Source organism: Pseudarthrobacter sp. NPDC058119, from assembly GCF_042884655.1.
Taxonomy (GTDB): Bacteria; Actinomycetota; Actinomycetes; order Actinomycetales; family Micrococcaceae; genus Arthrobacter.
The window spans coordinates 73,419-90,100 of record NZ_JBHVTN010000003.1 but is presented as its reverse complement, the minus strand read 5'-3'; the positions used below and the strand labels follow the sequence as shown (position 1 = coordinate 90,100).

Genomic DNA, 16,682 nt, shown 5'->3' with positions numbered 1-16,682 from the left:
AGCCCGCGGCCGCCCGCACCACCCCGGCAAGCAACACCGCGTAACACCGCGCCCGAGGCCCGGGGATCAGCCAAAGGACACCACCATGATGACCTCCCACAACGCCCTCGTCGTTCCCACCCGGCTCTCCCAGCCAGTGCACATCCGGTCGATCGACCTTGACGAGACGGCCTTCCAAAAAATTGCGTCAGGCGGCATTGGCCTCCTCACCGGCACCGATTGGCACGTCTATTTGGACAGCCACGCCAACATGCCAACCACGAATCCGCGCGCGGAAGTACTCATCCGCGAGGCCGGCATTGACCTCGACGGGACCATCCAGGGGACTGCCCTGTTCCTGGGCCGCGACAGGCTGGACGGCGAGTGCGACGCTCCCCGCCACCTCATCAGGCTTGCCGAGCAACTGTTCGACCTGCCGCTCGCAGCGTAGCCGGCCCGGCACTCAACGGTGCGTGCCGGGCCACACTGTTGGGGGGAGTGGACGGCGGCGGATGAGTCTCCGCCGTCGTCCGCTCTGCTCACTTTTCCAGGAACCCGCCGCTCGCCCACCGCCGGACGGCCAGCTTTTCTGATGCGTCGAATTCCAGCAGCGCCACCCGGCAAAGTTCCTCCACGTTGGCTGTCCAGGCGGCAGCAATCTCCGCTGCGGCCGCATCGTCCCGCAACTGGAAATCGGCGTACGCCAAGCCCTGCAGCACAAAGTTCACGGCATTGCGGGAAACGGGTTCACCGGCACTGACACAGTCGTCCCGCACCTGCCGGGCCAGCTCGTTCCGATTGAGCTGATGTTCCCTGAGGCGGGCTTCCATGGAGGTGAAGATCTGCCGAAACTGGGCCGCCGACAATGCAGGTACATCCGTCACCCGGGTAACCCGCTCCTCGACGCCGGGCTGGACCTCGGCGGGAGCGGGAAGGTCCTCAGCGGAGAACCGCTTGGCGTCCCACACCCACCCGCCCCTGGCCGGTGAGTACTCGATGTCCTTGCCGATCTGGGCCACCCACGCTCCGAATCTGCCAAGGCCGGCCCAGTCCGTCTTCAGCGACGGCTCTTCACTCAGGGCCCGGTGCGCCACCAAGGCCCCTTTCACCGGGCCGGGCGCGGACCGGACGAACCTGAGCACCTCAGCCACCGCAGGCGAACCGGTCTTCGGCTTTGACTTCGCCGCTGCGGGGCCGGGCGACTGCTTCGCCGAAACCACGGCATGGATGGGTTCGGCGGTGGTGCCGTTAAGAATGGCCACGAAGTCATGCGACTCCACCACGTGGTCCGCCATCTCCCGGTAAGCGAAGGCCACCGCACCGGCGGCGATGACGGTGGTCATGCGGTCGGCTGCGCGGAACCGCTGGATCAGCGAGGTGAAATCTGCGTCGGCCGAGGCGATAAAGAACTCCTCGATGGCCACGCTTCCGGAGAGCGCATCCATGGCATCGAGCACCAGGTTGATGTCCGTGCTGCTTTTTCCGCGCTGCGTCAGCGACGGGCAGTCGATTACGCGGAATCCAGCCCGCGTCCAGTAGGGGCGGTACTTGGAGTACACCATGGGGTTCAAGTAGCAGTTGCGGATCAGGAACCTCCGCGAGTCGTCAGCGGCTCCGCCATCGGACAGGGCATCGGCCCACTGCTTGGGGTCCTCGGCAAAGCGCCTCGCCGCGGCCGGGTCCAGGGCCTGGAGGCCGGTGAATACATTGTCGAAATCGACAAACATCGCCGCACGGATGCCAGGCCGGCGCGCAGGTTCGGGTGCCTTGTTCATTGGCTCAGTGTGCCAGCCGCGCCCGGGTCCGGGGCGGCGTTGCTGCCGCGACACGCGAGCGGACGACGGCGGGTATGCACCCGCCGTCGTCCGCCTGAACCAGGCGCTGCTTCCGCCGCCCGGGCACGCGCGGCGTTCCCGTTCCGGGACGTCCTACCCTGGGCTTTTGTCGATGACGCAGAACAGGTTTCCGTCCGGATCCTCCAGGACCACGAAGTCCGGATCCTCCGGGTACGAGTCCCAGTCCACGCGCCGGGCGCCGAGCGAAACCAGCCGCTCCACCTCCGCGGACTGGTCGTCCGCATACAGGTCCAGGTGGATCCGCGGGTGGTCCTGGACCGGGGTTTCGCTGAGCATGAGGGACAGTTCCGCGCCAGGGCCCGACGACGGCACCAGGGTCACCCACGTCTCGTCGCCGGCCTCCCGGGGGACATAGCCGAGGGCATCGTTCCAGAACTTCGTGGCGGCGTTGACGTCGTTGACGCCGAGGACAATGGTTCCGATAGTCAACATCCGGCCAGCCTAGACCCGATACGCCGAGCCCGGTAGGTACCGCGAAGCGGAGCAAGGCTAGACTCGCGGGCATGGGGGAAGACAACACACCTGAAGAAAATGAATTATCCGGACGCGCCAAAGTTCCTGCCGCCGCAGTGCCTTTGTTGGGCGTCGTGGCCGTATTGGCAGGTGTCCTGATCGCCTACCTCAACCGAGACTTCACCGGATGGTTCGCGTACGCGCCGCTCAGCAATAAGCCGTTCATTGCCAACGGGGCGGCCCTCGTCACGCAAGGCACCCAGATCGGGTTGGCGGTCATGGTGGCGGGGCTGCTGTTGCTCGCCTTCTGGGCTGGCTACAGGCTGGGCCGGCGGTCCAGTCCCGCCAGCAGTACAGGAAGAAGCCGGAGGTAGGGCGCCGCTCCGGCTGCCGGCGCAAGTCAGGGACTGGGTTTGTTGATCGGCTTGTCCAACGCCAGGCTGATGGTCTGGCCCGGCACCAATTCGCCGCTGGGCAGGTCGGTGAAGTCATACCAAGCCCCGGCGGGGCCCGAGCTCGGACGGTTGGCCGAGCGCAGCTGGTCAACACCGAAGCGGAACGAAACTTGCCGCTCGGTGTCCCCTGGGGCGGTGGTGTAGGTCAGCGGAATACCGTTGGCGTCGGTGGTGAACGTTCCCTGGGCACCCTGGATCTTCAGCTCGCCCGGAATCAGGCGAACCTTCGTACCGGCAGGAATGGGCTGGTCCGCCGCCAAGGACGGGTTGTACAGCAGGATCTGTGCCGTGGTTGAGCGGAACTTGTAGCCAAGGCTGTCGAACGAGTCGCCGTCCACCGTGGTGTAGAAGACCGTCTGGCCGAACGAGTTGTTGACCTCTGCGCCGGACCCCGAGCGGCTGTCCACCGGGTTTTTTTGCAGGCGGATGGCCCTTCCGGCCTGGATGAAGAAGACGTTCCCCTTTTCGTAGGCGAACGGAACCTTATTGGCTTCCGCCAACTGCTCCTCGGTCAGGTTGAACCGGTAGGTGATGCCAGCCAGGCTGTCGTCGGGTTCTACGGTGTAATCCGCTGCAATGCCGTTGGCGTCAACTGTTGCGGCGCCCATGGCGCCCCGCCCTGGACCGGCCGGCATCAGCCGGAGCTTCGTGCCCGCAGGGATGACGGCTCCGGGCTGGAGTCCGTTGAACCCGGCCACCTTCGCCTCCGAAAGCTTGTAGGCCTTCGCCACTGCTGCGAGCGTGTCGCCCGCTGCCGTGGTGTAGAAGTCCACATTGCCAAACGAGTCCCGCACGGTTTCCCCGCTCAGCGCGGGCTTCGCGGCCGAAGACGTGGTGGGGGTGGGGGCGGGGGTGGACTGGACGGCTGCCGCCGGCTCTGCAGGGTGATCGGAGTAGGTACACCCCGCCAACCCGGCCAGCAGCAGGACCATAACCGCGGCATGCGGCCAGGCCACGCGCCTGGATGCCGCCTTGGATGTACTGCCGGTTCCCACCATGGATTTGCCCCCCAATAAGTCCGGCGCAGCCGGGTCAAGGCCCACAACGGACCAAGGCGAGCCTAGTGGATGAATCGCCGGCGCGCTGCAGCAGCCGTCAAAAAAGCAAGCGGACGACGTCGGGCCATGCCCGTCGTCGTCCGCTTGGGAACGGTCGTGGCGGACTTAGTCCTCGTAGACCGCGATGAAGCGGCCCACCACGCCGCCCTTGCGCAGCTTGTCGATGGCGCCGGGGATATCTGCCTGCTTGATGAGGTTCATCGGCGGGTTCAGCTCGCCGGACTTCATGAGGGCATAAAGGTTCTCCAGGTCCTCCTTGGTGCCGGATTTGGAGCCCTTGATGGACAGCTGGTTGATGATCAGCGGGTAGGTGTTGATGGTCGCTTCGAGGCGTCCCATGCCCACCTGGACTAGGGTGCCGAATTCGGCGAGGGTCTCAAGTGCCGCGGACGTGGTCGTGCCGAACCCGGCGTAGTCCACGATGAGGTCCAGGTTCTTGTCCTTGAAGGCGGTAATGGAGTCGGCCACTTCGGCGAGGCCGATCTCATTGGCGAGCTTTTGCGTCTCGGGGTTGACCTCGGCGCCATAGACCTCCGCACCTGAGAGTGCTGCGACGCGGGCGCCGATGTAGCCCAGGCCGCCCAGGCCGATCACCCCGACCTTCATGCCCGCCTTGGCCCCGCCCACAGCCATGATTGCGTGGTACGCGGTAAGCCCGGCGTCGGTTGCCATCGCGCCCAGCTCGAAGGAGACTTCGTCTGGCAGCTTCACCAGGTTGTCGTCGGTGGCGAGGAGTGTGGGTCCGAAGCCACCGTCCCATTTGCCGTAACCCAACGCGTCGCCGTCCTTCATGACGGGGGAGAGGCCAACCCGGTCGCCGACCTTCCAGTGCTCCATGCCGGCGCCCACCTCGGTGATGACGCCCGCATTTTCGTGGCCCATGGTGCGGGGGAGCTCCGGGAACAGCGGCATCCAACCGGCGTCGTCGATGGCGGTGACGTCGGAGTGGCACACCCCGGCGGCCTTGACGCTGACCACCACCTGGCCCGGACCCGCACTGGGTTCAGCCACTTCGTTCAGCGTCAGGGGGTTGTTGGTGCCGGTGAACTGCCATGCCTTCATGGGGCATTCTCCTTCGGTCCGTTGGTTAAGTTCATGCATTTGCATGCAATTACAGCCTACGCCTCTTTCGGCCCAGCGTAGCTCTCGTGTGATGCGGGGAACATGGCGCGCATCGTTCCCGCGCGGAATATGCGTCGGACATTTCCGACATATAATGGAGTGGTGCTTCCCGATGTCTTCGCCGCCGTGTCCAACCCGGCGCGGCGCGTCATCCTGGACGAACTGCGCCAAGGGGCCCGCACGGCCGGTGAACTTACCGGCCTGCTGGACCTCAGTCGTCCCGCCGCGTCCGAACACTTGGCCGTGCTCCGGAACGCAGGGCTGGTCCGCGAGGAACGGCAGGGGCGGAACAGGGTGTACCACCTCCAGCCTGGCGGCCTCGCCGAGATCGGCGGCTGGTTGAAGCACTTCGAGCACTACTGGAACCAGCGGCTGGACGCGCTGGCAGACCTTCTGGACGAGGAGAAACCAACATGACGGAAAATGCCATCAGGCTTGAACGCCGCTACCCACACCCCGCAGCTGCCGTGTGGGCCGCTCTGACGACGCCGGAACTCCTGGCCCGCTGGTGGGCCCCGGGCAACATCGCACCGGTGGTGGGCCACCGTTTCACCATGGACATGGACGCCTGGGGCCAGCAGCAGTGTGAAGTCCTCACCGTTGACCCCGGCACCTCCATCAGCTTCCTCTTCTCCGAAGGCCAGCTGGACACCACGATCACCTGGCGGCTTGAGCCCGTGGACGGCGGCACCGTCCTCCACTTCGAGCACGCCGGCTTCCAGCTCGACACCCCCATGGGACGCCACGCCATCGAAGGGATGGGCAACGGCTGGCCCGGCCTGCTGGCCCGCATCGATGGGGTCCTTGCCGGGGTGTCCTGACCTCCCTGCCTCCTGCTACGCTCCACGTAGCCGGCCCGCGGTTGCGTTTTTGGTCCGGCCCATCAGCTTCGGTTGTGAGCGAAGGAAGCACCCATGACGGTTGCCCAGATCCAAGTGGACCAGCGCGTGATCGGGATCGATTCCCGGCGCTTCGCCTCGGTTGAGAAGGCGCTCGTGGAGCTCATCACCAACAGCGATGACAGTTACGCGCGGGTGGAAAAAGCGGGCGGCAACGTAACCGGCAGGATCCTGGTCGGCTACCAGCGGCACCACTCGGGAGCGGTGCTGACGGTCAGTGACCAGGCGGAGGGCATGTCCTTCGGGCAAGCCGGACGCATCCTCAGCTACGGCGGCGCCCACAGCCCGCTGGCGCGCGGCGAAGGGGCAGGCCGCGGCTACTTCGGCCGCGGACTCAAGCAGGCCATCTTCGGCCTTGGCCACGGCTGGATCGAAACCATCCAGGCCGGGCGTTTCACCCGGATCGATATCTTCCGCGGAAGCAACGGCGGCTACCTGTATGACGACGACGGCGCTGACCGGCAAGCATTCCCCGCGGACTACGCGCGGCTCGGCATAGCCGGGGGCGGCAACGGCACCAAGGTCACCATCGTCGTCGACAACCCGCACGCCACCATCACCCAGCAGGCGACCCTGCTTCAGCTCCTCGCGGACAACATCTACCTGAGGGACGTCCTGGAGCGGCGCACCGTGGAACTGCTGCACGGACATCCCGGGAACGGGGACTACGCCAGCGACGGCATCCGCTTCCGGGAACCGCCGGCCACAACCCTCGTGGGCCCGGATGCACCCGGCAGCTTCAACGTGGACGGAACCGAGTATGCCTTCACCGTCACGCTGAAGCGGGCCGAGGGCGTCGAGCTGACACTGAAGGGCGACGAGCGCACCGCCGGCCTGGTGGTGGAGTCCGGCATGGCCGTGCTCGACTGCCAGATGTTCGAGTTCGAGAACCAGGTGGGCACCGAATACCTTTTTGGCATGGTCAGGTGCCCGGCGCTGACCGACATGCTGGGCAAGGGCGTAGCCATCATCAGCGACGAGCGCGAGGGCCTGAACACCAAGGACCCGTTCGTTGCGGCGTTCTCGCACGCGGTGAGCCGGATGATCGCGGCACCCGTCCAGGCGGAGAAGGGAAAGCTTACCCATTTGGAACGGGCCACCACCTCGGGCCGGACGGCCGAAATGATCGAGCACCTGCTGCAGCATATGAGCGAGGCCGCCGTCCGGGACCTGGGCCTGGAAACAGCATCCGTGGGCCTTAGCGGGAACGGCGCACAGGCACCCGAGGCACCAGCGCCAGCGGCACTGCGGTTCACAACGCCCTTCTATTACCGGCCGCCGGTGCATCCATTCCACGTCGCCCTGCTGCTGGATCCGCGCCAGCTGCCCCAGGGCGAAATGTTGGAGTTCGACCTGGATCTTCCCACCTCGATCCGGTTGGATCCGCTGCCTGCACCTGTTCCTGTCGGAGCGCTCGCGGAGCCTTTCCGGCTCGAATGGACTGCCTCGGGGGAGCGGGCCGGGGACCAGGGGCAGATTACCGCCCGGGCCGGCGACTACTGGGCGCTCTGCGAGGTGGTCATCGCCGACCACGCCTCCCGCCGCACCGCAGACCAGCCGCCGCACCGTGGTGCCGCCGGAACATTGGCGGCCACGCACCGGCAGGCACGCCGCGCGAGCCGGGACCACGGCGTGGACCTCTTTACCGGCTACGACTTCAGGAACCTCCACAACACCACGGACCGTGCCGTGTACTCCGAAGAGGAACGGAAGGTCATCATCAACACCGCCGCCCCCACAGTCCAGCTCTACGTCGACGGCCGGGGGCGGTTCCGCGACTCCGCCCGGCTCCTGCTCGCCGAACTCTTCCTCGACGTGATCTCAGACGAACTGGCACGGCGCCGCGTGGAACAGCATGGCCAGGCCGGCGACCTCGCAGCCTTCCGAAACGCCAAACGGGCCATTATTGGCCGCTACGGCAGCGAGGTGCACCGGACCTTCCTAGGCTGAGGCCCGGCAGGCAGCCTCATTGGAGCCGGTCGTTTACCAGCGGCCCCGCGAGGGTAACCCTGCAGTATGACTGATTCCGGAGCGGGCGGCGCCAACGATCCCTTCGACGGCAACGACGGGATCGTGGCCGGACCCGGGCACGCAGAGACACCCGAGAGCATTGCCGAGGACGTCCGCCACGACATCCAGCTTGGCCAGGTCCAGGACGACGTAGCGCACGTCCTGGAGGAGCGGTTCGAGGACGCGGGCATCGACGCCCGCCCCGAAGAAGTGGACGACCTGGCCGAAGAAATCGAGCGGGACGCGTCCAGCTAGCCCCCGGGACGCCGGCCGGCCCTAGGGCCAGTCTGCGCGTGTGAACCGGACCGGACTGCGCAGGGTCAGAAGGCAGTCCGACGTCCATTCCACCACCCGGTGCTGTACGTCCAGTGGATCCGCTGCGACCTGCTGCTGATCCTGGGTGGTGGCGTCTTGAAGACCTTCGACTGAGCTGTTCACTTGTCCCCCTCGTAAAGCGTGTGTGGCCACACTAGGCACCGCCGGATGCCAAGGGAAGAGAGTTAATCCAGCAGCCGGATAAACTGCGCAAATCTTGAGGAAGGGTGCGCGCAGGGGTGGACCGGCGGCACATTCACTTTCCTGCGCGAGAGAAGACAGCGTTGAAAAAGGATGCCAGTTCCCCGGCCTTGGCCTGTGCCTCGGCTTGGGAGGCCGTGCCGCTGCCAGCCTCGATGGACAGCGTTCCCCTGCGCGCCCCGCACCGCACGTGCCATTGGCCTGTGCCGTCGCTGAGCTGGTACGCCACGGCGTAGCTCGAGTCAGCGGTGATGCCTGTGTCCAGACCAGCAACAGGGGACCACGTCCGGCTCCCGCCCTCGAACAGGATTTCCAGCACAGACGTGCAGCCGCGGAGCCTGTCCACCCTGGTATCGAACGGATAGGGCGGCTGCATTGTGGAAGGCATGTTGACGACCGTGAGGTCGGTGTAGTCCATCTTGGTGGCCCCCTGGATCTGCCCCTGCCCGGAGACGGAACCAGCCAGGGACGCGGTGTACGCCTGGTCATCGAAGGTGCAGGGGGAGTCGGCCGGCGACGGCGGAGCTGTGGGTGTGGAGCCCTGGGGGAGCCCGACGATCCGCGCCTGCGGCAAACTCACCGGCGCCCCGCCGGGGCCGGTCATGCCCTTGAACAGCGCCACCATCTGGTCAGGCGCCATCGAGTTTGGAGCGCCTGGTGCCGCCGGTGCCTGAGGCTTGCCCGCTTCGCTGATGAGCTCCTTCGCCAAGTCCGCCATCGAAGCCAGGGCCGGCCTGGCGTCGGCTTCCGAGTTCAAAGTGGCAACAGAGAGCGTCAGTGTGATGGACAAGGTGCCGTCCAGGACGCGCAATCCCACTGAGCCGAAGTCCCCGGCGCCCCTCGGCTTGGTGACCTGCATGAACGCATGCTGCTTGTCGGCGATGGGTGGAGCGGCCAGCAACTGGAGGGCATAGGTGGAGGTTCTGCCCGCCTCCGTATAGGCAAGGTCGAACTGCCCGCAACGGGACAAGAGGTCGTCCTGATAGCCAAAATCGGCTCTTGCGATGGACTCCTTTTCCGCACTCCTGAGGATGATCCCGATGGTGGTCGTTGGTCCGGATTCCCCGCCGGCCGGCGGCATAGCACCGTCAGCGAAGTTGATGCCCGTATCGGCCCAGTGGGTGAACGGGGATCCGGGAACCAGGGCAACGCAGTCAGCCGGTGTGGTTTCCGTCCGGGTTTGCGGGAAGGACCCGCTCGCCGCACCCGAGCGGAGGCGGGTTGAGTCCTGGGCCGTAGGATACGGCAGGTTGCGCGACCGTCCCACGCCGTTAATGATCGCTGCGAGCTCCGCGTCCGAGAAGGGTCCGGACGGTGACCCTGTTGCGGGCGCTGTTGACGCGGGCGGGAAATCGGAAGCTGGGGAGTTGCTGGGTGGAGGGGTGCCGGCGGGCGAACACCCGGCCAGCGCGAGCAGGGCGGCCGCGAGGGCACCTGCCCGGCGCCCGCGGCTCCGTGCCGTTGCGGTGCTCCGTTCCGTTGCAGCGGTGCGTGCCGTTGCACCGCTGCCACGCGCTGCGCGTCCCCATGCAGCCATTGCCGGCCTCCCTTCCATCACCGCCAGGCGTCAGCCTCGCCGCACATCAGGGCCGAAGGACCCGGCCAGCCGCAGGGCTGTCAAAGACGGGAGCGACGCTGGCGGCCGCCAGCGGGATGACTTCCAGCCGGTCGTCCGGCCCGGCAACCACCAGTACGTGCTGGGCCGTGACGCCTTCCAGCGCTGCCGCCACCTGCCGCACTGCCTCCTCCAGCCCGGGAGCAGGGGCGGACGACGGCGGAACCCGGGCGCCGCCGTCGTCCGCCTGCAGCCAGGTGGTCACCTTGGCGCCTCCGGTGGCTTCAGCGATGCCGCGGGCCAGTGCCACGGGATCCACGGCACCGGGTGGATAGCCGCTGACCAGGGTGACCCGCTCAAGCGCGTGCCTGTGCATGGGAGCCGCGGCCGCCAGCAGCTCCCGGTCATGCCGCCACAACGCGAAGTGGTATCCCGCCACCAGCCCTGCTGCCACCAGGAGGCCCAGGGGTGCGCGGACACGGTCCAGGAGGCTGCCGCCCGAGACGTCGCCCAGCAGGAATTCGAAGAGCCGGTAACCGATAACCAGCAGGGTAATGAGTGCCACCACCGCACTGACGCCGAAGAATGCCACCAAGTAGACGCGCCGGCCAGGCGGAATCTCGCCGGCGCTCCGCGGCTGGTGCCTCGGTTTCCATGCCAGCCACCACACGGGTGCTCCCACCACCAGGGAACTGATGCCGCCAAGGAGCAGCGTGCGGGTGGCACCGCCGGCCAACGGCGACACTGCGGCGTCCAGCAGCGCGTTGACCACCACCCCTACGCCGGAAGCTGCTGCGGCAAGGGCCACTGCGGACGTCACCAGGAGGCTTGCACGGCGCGTCCTGGTGGAGCGGGTCACGGACGTGGTGCGGTGGTAGCGCCAGACCAGCGCACCAACGACGGCAGCTGCAATGGCCGGGGCGAGGGGCTCGAGCAGGTCATTCAGCGGGCCGCTCCGGTCGAAGGCCAGCCGCAGGAGGACAAACAGGATGACTCCCAGGCCACCCAGGGCCGTGATGCCGGCGACGAAAATGCCCACGGCAATGATGGTGACGTCCACCAGCCCAGTCTGGAAGCGCCGGCCGCCCTCCCGGAACCAGTGCCACCACCACACCGCCGCTCCGCCGGCAGCCCACACCACGGACCTCAGGACGGGGAACCACCACGGTTCAAAGGAAGCCGCTGCCGCGAAACCGCGGATCGCCACGTCCAGCAGGCTGCCCAGTGCTGCGATGGCGGCGCCGGCACCGAGGAGGAGCCCAAAGACGGAGCCGACGACGGCCCGCACGTCCTCCAGATGCGATGACGGTTTGCGGGGGTGCTTCCACATCCACCGGTGCCACCACCAGATGGCCGACCACACGATGCCGTTGGCCAGCGGGGACGGCCACTGGCTCTCCTGCGTGTCAATGAATGAGGTGGCAAGGTTCAGCAGCGACGTGGTGCTGATGATCAGTGAGACCGCATACATCCCGGTCAGGTAGAGGCCCCACCCGGGCGCCCTGCGCTCGGATTCGTCGTCCAGGCGCCTCCACACGAACCACCAGAGCAGCAGCGCGAGCGGGCCGCCGATCAGGGTGAAGGCAAGGGACAGTGCCAGTCCCGCGACATCACCGGACACCAGGGTGGACGCGGTCCGGAAGAGCCGTTCCAGGAGTCCTTGGAGCCCCGAGGCCGCGATCACCACCAGGGCAAACAGCAGGACGTACAGGATCAGCCGGCGGAGGGTTGCCAGGCCACCGGCCGGGGCAGTGACCGTGGGTGCTGCCGGCGCCGTCATGGCTTCACCGGTACAACGCTGCAGTCCACCAGCGGGTATGGCGGCTGGTCGATCAGCCATTTGCCGTCCACTTTGAGGAGCGAGAAGGCGTCCTCCATCTCGTATTCGGACGGACCGAACGGTCCGCCCTGGGACGAGCGGACAATCGAAACCCTCACCGTGGCCGTATCGGTGCGCTCCGTCGTCGAAATCAAAACGACACGGGCGGGCGCGGGATCGTTGGCGTACGTGCCCCGGCACCTGATCTTGGCACCCTCAGTGAGGTAGGACGCGGCGGTGGCGGCGTCCCCGTCCAGGAGTGCCTTGCTGTACCGCTGGACCACGCCGGCCGGGCTCGACTCATCCAGCGGGGCCGGGCCGCCGCGGGTGAAGACCACTGCGAGCGCAACCACCACCAGTACGGCCACCACCCCCACCAGCGCCAGCAGGATCCGGTCCGGTCTTCGGGAGGTGCGTTCCGTGGCAGCAGTGTCGTCCATGGCGCAAGTATGGGTCAGGCGCCGGTGATCCGCTGGTGTCTTTCGGCCCCACTTCAGCGTGGCGGGGCGGAATCTTCACAATAATTAGGAAAAAGGGTTGTTTAACTACAAATCTTCGAGGTTGGGGTCTCCGCAGGGCGCCTCGGCGCGGGGGAACCTGCACCGCGACCATCCGGTGATCCAGGCCGAGCCCCAGCCGGTCAGGTAGCACCCTTCCCTTCCTACTGAAGACCGCATGGCCGCCAAGCCTTCCGCTTGGCGGCCATGGCTGGGTTAAGCGCCGCATTTCACGCTTGTTACAACGAAGTTGCTCTTGTTGCAACACAATTGCCGTCTGTTGGCCGCTGGTGGGACTGGCGAACTTACCGCGTCGTTGCGCACCAATCCAACAATTAATCATCGAGCAATCTATTGACTGTGCTGCGCGTCACGGCCTATGTTGAAACAACCAAGTTGCAAGGAATGCAACTCCAACATCATTGGTGGTTTTATGAGTACCCAACAAAACTCACCCCAGGCAGGAGTGGTTGCCGCTGACGCCAACGCTCCCTACGGGGCCGGCAGCGGCACGGACAACGCTGTTGCCGGTAAGGACGTTCGGCGCCGGGTGGTGACCGCGAGCTTCATCGGCAACTTTGTCGAGTGGTTCGATTACGCGGTGTACGGCTACCTCGCAGCCGTCATCTCGTCGGTGTTCTTCCCCGAAGCAGACCGACAGACCGCGCTTTTGGCTACCTTCGCCGTCTTCGCGATCTCCTTCTTCGTCCGTCCCCTGGGTGGCTTCTTCTGGGGACATATCGGCGACAAGCTGGGCAGGCGCAAGGCGCTGTCCCTCTCGATCGTCATCATGTCCGTCTCCACGTTCTGCATCGCCCTCATCCCCGGCTACGGAACCATCGGCATACTGGCCCCGGTCCTGCTGCTACTGGTCCGCGTGGTCCAGGGCTTCTCGGCGGCCGGCGAATACGCCGGAGCATCAGCCTTCCTGGTGGAATACGCTCCGGCCAACCGACGCGGACTCTATGCCGCCGTCGTGCCTGCCAGCACCGCCGCCGGCCTGCTCCTGGGCTCCTTGATCGCGGCGCTCCTCAGCTCAGTACTCAGCACTGACCAACTGCACGAGTGGGGATGGCGACTGCCCTTCCTGCTGGCCGCCCCCATGGGCCTGATCGGCCGCTACATCCGCACCAAGCTGGAAGACACCCCGGCCTTCCGCGCATTGGCCGACCAAGAGGAATCCGCCCCTAAAGCCCCTGCGCTGGACATGTTCCGGACCTACCGCAAACACCTGATAATTGCCTGCGGCGCCGTGCTGCTCAACGCCGTCGGCTTCTACGTCATCCTCAGCTACATGCCCACGTACCTGTCGGAGGAACTGGGCTTCGGCCCCACCGAGTCCTTCCTGGCCACCACCATCGCCCTGGCCAGCTACATCGGCTTCATTTTCCTGACCGGCCTCGCCTCGGACCGGTTCGGCCGCAAGCGCATGCTGATCACCGCGTCAGTGCTGTTCATGCTCCTGACCGTGCCGGCCTTCATGCTGCTGGACACCGGCAACTTCCTGGTGATCGTCCTGGTCCAGATCCTGCTGGGCGGCATGCTCACCCTCAATGACGGAACGTTGCCCAGCTTCCTGGCCGAGCTGTTCCCCACCAAAGTCCGGTACAGCGGCTTCGCTGTCAGCTTCAACCTCTCCAACGCCCTGTTCGGCGGCACTGCACCCTTCATGGCCACCCTGCTGATCGGCATGACCCAGAGCAAGCTGGCGCCGGGCTGGTACCTCGTGGCCGCATCGGCCGTGTCACTCATGGCCGTGCTGTTCGCCGCAGAAACCTCGCGGAAGCCCCTCAAGCACCTCTGACCAACCAGAGGCCCCCAACCCATCCGGGTTCACAGACCAACCTCACGACGCAAACCAACACCAGTTGCACCAACAGCAGCTGCACCACTAGAAAGGCACCACCCGTGACTATCACTGCCGACAACGCCTCCTCCATCGCCGAACTCGAGCGCCTCAAGGTCCTTCACAACGGCACCAAGGGCAAGCTCACGTTCTCCGACGCGGAATTCGAGCGCCGCCTCGGCGGCCTCCGCAGGATCATGGCTGCCAAGGAACTGGATGCGGTCATCCTCACCAGCTACCACGGCATCAAGTACTACTCCGACTTCCTGTACACCACGTTCGGCCGCAACTACGCCCTGGTCGTCACCGCCGACGACTCGGTCACCGTTACCGCCAACATCGACGCCGGCATGCCGTGGCGCACCTCCTACGGCGAGAACATCGTCTACACAGACTGGCGCCGGGACAACTTCTACTTCGGCCTGCAGGAAGCGCTGCGCCAGCGCGGCGTCAAGGCCACCCGGCTGGGCGTCGAGGACGACTTCCTCCCGGGCCTGACCCGCGAGAAGATCGCAGCCGCCTTCCCGGGCGCCCAGCTGCTGGACGTCTCCCAGGACGCCATGCGCCAGCGCATGATCAAGTCCGCCGAGGAAATCGAAGTCATCAAGCACGGTGCCCGCATCGGCGACCTCGGCGGCGAAGCAATCCGCAACGCCATCCGCGAAGGCATCTCCGAGTACGAAGTTGCCCTGATCGGCACCGAGGCCATGGTCCACGAGATCGCCAAGACCTTCCCGGACCGGGAAGTCCGCGACACCTGGGTGTGGTTCCAGTCCGGCATCAACACCGACGGCGCCCACAACTGGGCCACCACCCGCAAGCTGCAGCAGGGCGACATCCTCTCGCTCAACTGCTTCCCCATGACCTCCGGCTACTACACCGCCCTGGAGCGCACCCTCTTCCTGGGCCAGCCGGACGAGCGCTCCCTGGAACTGTGGAACATCAACGTCGAGGTCCACAAGCGCGGCCTGGAACTCATCAAGCCCGGCGCCGTGTGCAAGGACATCGCCGCCGAACTGAACGAGATCTACATCAGCAACGGACTGCTGGCCAACCGCACCTTTGGCTACGGCCACTCCTTCGGCGTCCTCAGCCACTACTACGGCCGGGAAGCCGGCCTGGAGCTGCGTGAGGACATCGATACCGTCCTGGAGCCGGGCATGGTGGTCTCCATGGAGCCCATGATCACCGTGGCCGACGGCCAGCCGGGTGCCGGTGGCTACCGCGAGCACGACATCCTGGTCATCGGCGAGGACAACTCGGTGGAGAACATCACCAAGTTCCCGTTCGGCCCGGAGAAGAACATCATCGGGGCATAGCCACCAGCAGCAGGAAACGGCGTCACGGAACCGTGGCGCCGTTTCCGCCGTCCGGGCAAAATGCCCGCGCATAGGGAAAGATGGTCTCCACCATGACTCCTGCACAAACTTCCGACACCAGCGCCAACGGAGCCGGCACCAATGGCGGGACTGATGCCAAAGGCGCCTCCGTCGTCGTCAACGCCATCGCCGTACTGCGCACCTTCACAGCCGACGAACCCCTGCTGGGCGTCACCGAAATCGCCAACCGGGTGGGCATGCACAAGAGCAGCGTCTCCCGGATCTTGGCCACGTTCGAGCAGGAAAACCTGGTGGAGCGGGACCCGGAAACCAAGCGCTTCCGGCTGGGCCTGGGGCTCATCGCCGTTGCCGGACCGCTGTTGGCGGAGATGGAGGAGCGCCGCGTGGCCTACCCGGTGCTGCGGCAATTGACCGAGCAGACGGGGGAAACCAGCGCCCTCATGCTCTGGAACGGGGACGAAGCGATCTGCGTGGAGCAGATCGCCAGCCACCACCAGATCAAGCACACCACCCCGCTCGGTGCCCGCTACCGTGACGCCATGAGCGCTTCCGTCCAGGTCTTCCTGTCCACCCTTCCGGCCGAGCGGGTGCGGGAGCTGCTGAAGAGCGGCACCATCACCTTTCCGGGGATGGACGACGACGGCCTGGCGGCTTACGAAGCCCGGCTCCAGGATGTTGCGCAGCGCGGATGGGCGGGGAACTACGGCGAATCGTCCATGGACGAAGTGGGCGTGGCCGCGCCCGTCCGCGACCACCGCGGCGACGTTGTGGCCGCCGTCCTGATTCCAGCGCCCCGCTTCAGGGTTTCCAAGGAGCAGTTCGAAAGCCTGGGCGAGGCGTGCGTTGCCGCCGCCGCCAAAGTGACCACCCGGCTGGGAGGCCGGCCGGCCAACTGACGCGGCCGCCGGCACACTCCTTATCGCCAGGTGATGTAGGAGCCTGTGGGGCTCCAGTGGATAACGCCGCCCTGGTAGTTCTGGGCAACGCTTCCGTCATTGCCTGTCGCGTACTCATCGCTCGTGGGGTAGCCGAGGCGGCCGTTTTCATAGCCGGTGGAGGCCCAGATGGAGCGGATGGCGGCGATGCAGATGTGGGCGCCTGTTGCCGGTGACCAGATGATGGTCCCGCCTTGGTAATTCTGGTACGCCCCGCCGTCTTTGAGGCCGCCCACTTGGTCGATGACGGGGTAGCCGAGCCTGCCGTTTTCGAACCCGGCAGCTGCCCAGGCGGCACCGATCGCGCCGGTGGTGATGTGGGCGCCTGTTGCCGGCGACCAC

17 protein-coding genes are annotated in these 16,682 nt (G+C 66.2%); 9 read left to right on the top strand and 8 right to left on the bottom strand.

Annotated elements, in window-relative coordinates; all coding sequences use genetic code 11:
• The first annotated feature begins 85 nt into the window (after positions 1 to 85).
• Entirely contained in the window at positions 86 to 430 is a 345-nt protein-coding gene (locus ACFVTD_RS08350; protein ID WP_387560808.1) for a hypothetical protein, read from the top strand.
• Positions 431 to 518: 88 nt separating this feature from the next.
• Here the strand turns inward: ACFVTD_RS08350 and ACFVTD_RS08345 are convergent, their stop codons facing one another.
• Complete coding sequence (locus ACFVTD_RS08345) at positions 519 to 1,754, bottom strand: NYN domain-containing protein (RefSeq protein ID WP_387560805.1); 1,236 nt, start codon at positions 1,752 to 1,754, stop codon at positions 519 to 521.
• Between the two features lie 153 nt (positions 1,755 to 1,907).
• Positions 1,908 to 2,267, bottom strand: a complete 360-nt coding sequence (locus ACFVTD_RS08340; protein WP_387560802.1) for a VOC family protein — start codon at positions 2,265 to 2,267, stop codon at positions 1,908 to 1,910.
• A 71-nt stretch (positions 2,268 to 2,338) separates the two neighbouring features.
• Here ACFVTD_RS08340 and ACFVTD_RS08335 point away from each other — a divergent pair, with 71 nt between their 5' ends.
• The gene (locus ACFVTD_RS08335; protein WP_387560800.1) at positions 2,339 to 2,662 is read left to right on the top strand and encodes a hypothetical protein; all 324 of its coding nucleotides are present in this window, start codon (positions 2,339 to 2,341) and stop codon (positions 2,660 to 2,662) included.
• A gap of 26 nt (positions 2,663 to 2,688) precedes the next feature.
• On the opposite strand, the gene ACFVTD_RS08330 is transcribed toward ACFVTD_RS08335, so the two are convergent.
• Entirely contained in the window at positions 2,689 to 3,699 is a 1,011-nt protein-coding gene (locus tag ACFVTD_RS08330; RefSeq protein WP_387560797.1) for a LysM peptidoglycan-binding domain-containing protein, read from the bottom strand.
• Positions 3,700 to 3,906: 207 nt separating this feature from the next.
• Positions 3,907 to 4,863: a zinc-binding dehydrogenase gene (locus ACFVTD_RS08325; RefSeq protein WP_387560794.1), complete on the bottom strand. Its 957-nt coding sequence runs from the start codon at positions 4,861 to 4,863 to the stop codon at positions 3,907 to 3,909.
• Positions 4,864 to 5,025: 162 nt separating this feature from the next.
• On the opposite strand from ACFVTD_RS08325, the gene ACFVTD_RS08320 reads away from it, so the two are divergent.
• The 4 genes from ACFVTD_RS08320 (at position 5,026) to ACFVTD_RS08305 (ending at position 8,087) form a co-directional block, all read left to right on the top strand.
• Entirely contained in the window at positions 5,026 to 5,340 is a 315-nt protein-coding gene (locus tag ACFVTD_RS08320) for an ArsR/SmtB family transcription factor (protein ID WP_387560791.1), read from the top strand.
• Positions 5,337 to 5,744, top strand: a complete 408-nt coding sequence (locus ACFVTD_RS08315; RefSeq protein WP_387560789.1) for an SRPBCC domain-containing protein — start codon at positions 5,337 to 5,339, stop codon at positions 5,742 to 5,744. The genes ACFVTD_RS08320 and ACFVTD_RS08315 overlap by 4 nt, the downstream gene beginning before the upstream one ends.
• A 93-nt stretch (positions 5,745 to 5,837) precedes the next feature.
• Positions 5,838 to 7,772, top strand: coding sequence for an ATP-binding protein (locus ACFVTD_RS08310; RefSeq protein WP_387560786.1), 1,935 nt, complete (start codon positions 5,838 to 5,840; stop codon positions 7,770 to 7,772).
• Between the two features lie 66 nt (positions 7,773 to 7,838).
• Positions 7,839 to 8,087, top strand: a complete 249-nt coding sequence (locus ACFVTD_RS08305; RefSeq protein ID WP_387560783.1) for a hypothetical protein — start codon at positions 7,839 to 7,841, stop codon at positions 8,085 to 8,087.
• Positions 8,088 to 8,403: 316 nt separating this feature from the next.
• On the opposite strand, the gene ACFVTD_RS08300 is transcribed toward ACFVTD_RS08305, so the two are convergent.
• The 3 genes from ACFVTD_RS08300 to ACFVTD_RS08290 are packed head-to-tail and all read right to left on the bottom strand — an operon-like array spanning position 8,404 to position 12,162.
• Positions 8,404 to 9,885, bottom strand: a complete 1,482-nt coding sequence (locus ACFVTD_RS08300) for a hypothetical protein (RefSeq protein ID WP_387560780.1) — start codon at positions 9,883 to 9,885, stop codon at positions 8,404 to 8,406.
• 46 nt (positions 9,886 to 9,931) lie between these two features.
• Entirely contained in the window at positions 9,932 to 11,683 is a 1,752-nt protein-coding gene (locus tag ACFVTD_RS08295; protein WP_387561704.1) for a DUF5671 domain-containing protein, read from the bottom strand.
• A complete protein-coding gene (locus ACFVTD_RS08290; protein ID WP_387560778.1) occupies positions 11,680 to 12,162 on the bottom strand; it encodes a hypothetical protein in 483 nt (160 codons plus the stop codon). The genes ACFVTD_RS08295 and ACFVTD_RS08290 overlap by 4 nt, the downstream gene beginning before the upstream one ends.
• A gap of 490 nt (positions 12,163 to 12,652) precedes the next feature.
• Here ACFVTD_RS08290 and ACFVTD_RS08285 point away from each other — a divergent pair, with 490 nt between their 5' ends.
• The 3 genes from ACFVTD_RS08285 (at position 12,653) to ACFVTD_RS08275 (ending at position 16,301) form a co-directional block, all read left to right on the top strand.
• Positions 12,653 to 14,023 (top strand): MFS transporter, encoded by a 1,371-nt coding sequence (locus ACFVTD_RS08285; RefSeq protein ID WP_387560775.1) that lies wholly within the window; start codon positions 12,653 to 12,655, stop codon positions 14,021 to 14,023.
• Positions 14,024 to 14,127: 104 nt separating this feature from the next.
• Positions 14,128 to 15,384 carry an aminopeptidase P family protein gene (locus ACFVTD_RS08280; RefSeq protein ID WP_387560772.1) on the top strand — a complete coding sequence of 419 codons (1,257 nt, stop codon included), beginning with the start codon at positions 14,128 to 14,130 and terminating at the stop codon, positions 15,382 to 15,384.
• Between the two features lie 80 nt (positions 15,385 to 15,464).
• Positions 15,465 to 16,301, top strand: a complete 837-nt coding sequence (locus ACFVTD_RS08275; RefSeq protein ID WP_387560769.1) for an IclR family transcriptional regulator — start codon at positions 15,465 to 15,467, stop codon at positions 16,299 to 16,301.
• Between the two features lie 20 nt (positions 16,302 to 16,321).
• Here the strand turns inward: ACFVTD_RS08275 and ACFVTD_RS08270 are convergent.
• Positions 16,322 to 16,682: LGFP repeat-containing protein (locus tag ACFVTD_RS08270; protein ID WP_387560767.1), on the bottom strand; the 361-nt coding region annotated here is incomplete at its 5' end.